Annotated in this window: 2 protein-coding genes; both read left to right on the top strand. The window is 29.4% G+C overall.

Annotated elements, in window-relative coordinates:
• The coding region (locus HMPREF1551_RS13150; RefSeq protein ID WP_021628360.1) for a pentapeptide repeat-containing protein at nucleotides 1–711 on the top strand (711 nt) is incomplete at its 5' end.
• 321 nt (nucleotides 712–1,032) lie between these two features.
• Nucleotides 1,033–1,470: an SMI1/KNR4 family protein gene (locus tag HMPREF1551_RS06900; RefSeq protein ID WP_021628362.1), complete on the top strand. Its 438-nt coding sequence runs from the start codon at nucleotides 1,033–1,035 to the stop codon at nucleotides 1,468–1,470.
• Nucleotides 1,471–1,512: the final 42 nt, after the last annotated feature.

Here is a 1,512-nt window from a genome sequence, read left to right on the forward strand (position 1 = left end):
CTTGGAAGCGAGTATGTGACTTGCGCCAGCGGGGAGGTATTTATTGGTAATTTTGAAATAAATGTTATGAAAAATATTAATTATAAAGAAAAATCTTGGAGCGCTTTCACAAAGTTCAGTGAGCAAAATTTTGATAATTTTGACTTTTCAAGTACTATTTTTGAAAATACAGCTTTTGAAAATTGTACTTTTCAAAACTGTTTATTTTTTAAAAGTAATTTTAATCATATAGGTCTATGGGAGTGTAATTTTATAAATTGTCAATTTATTAAGGCTGATATGAGAAATATACCTATAGGTGTAGATGGAGGAATATTAAAAAACTGCTTATTTCAAAAATGTAATTTTCAAGGACAATATTTTGAAACTCCTTTTTTTGAAGATTGTATTTTTGATAAATGCAAATTGAAAAATATAAATTTTAATGATTCTTCTTTTCGTAATTGTAAATTTATTGGCAAATTAGAGAATGTTACATTTAATGGAATATATCATACCCAAAAAAGAGGAAGAATGTTTTTAGAAAATGTAGATTTTTCAGAGTCTATTTTTGGAGATTATGTTACTTTTGAAAATTGCGATTTATCAACCTCTATTCCGCCTAAAAAAAGAACTTTTGAAGAGATGTTATATGTTGTAGATTTAAATAACATTGAAAACTTGAGTACTGGAACAGAAGATCGGTTTGTAATACAAAAAAGGAATGGGTAATATATCAGATGTGTTGTTAAAATTTCAATAACTTACTAATCAATACAATAAAAAAGATTTGCCCTGCTATTTTCCTTTCCTCACCATAGAGATAAACGTTTTTAAAACCTATAATGCGCTCTAAATAGTGCGAGGGGAATTGTGAATTTTGAATTGTGGGACGGGTGCGACAAGTGGGACAAGTGGGACAAATGGGACGGGTAGGACGGGGAGAGAATTGTGAATTGGGCACAAGCTAAAGTCGCTGAATACTTGGAAGCGAGTATGTGACTTGCACCAGCGGGGGGTGCTAGTTCTAAAAAGAAATAAATTTAACATTTTATGAGAATAAAAGCAATTAACAAAGGAGATTATGCAAAAACTCTTTCTTTTCAAGAGTTTTTAGGTTTTAAGTTACCTAACGATTATTTCAATTTTTTAGTAGATAATGATGGTGCTACTATTGATGAAGGCTATTTTTATGTAAAAGGATTAGAGGACTATATCCTTTTAGAGATTTTTTATGGTATAGAAAAATGTATAAAAATACATAAAGAGTTTAAAGATGACCTTCCTGCTGAAAGTCTGATTATTGGAAGGGATTTTGGAGGAGGAATGATTCTTCTAGTAACTGTAGAAAATGATGATTTTTCTAAAGGTATTTATTACTATGATCATTCTCACTTTTTTGAGGCTTCAAATAGTGAAAATAATACTTATTTTATATGTAATACATTTAATGAGTTCATAGATATTTTAAGGGACACAATTTTAGGGTAATGTTCCAGATGTGTTGTTAAAATTCCAACAACTTACTAATCA

Origin of the sequence: Capnocytophaga sp. oral taxon 863 str. F0517 (genome assembly GCF_000466425.1) — a bacterium.
GTDB lineage: Bacteria > Bacteroidota > Bacteroidia > Flavobacteriales > Flavobacteriaceae > Capnocytophaga.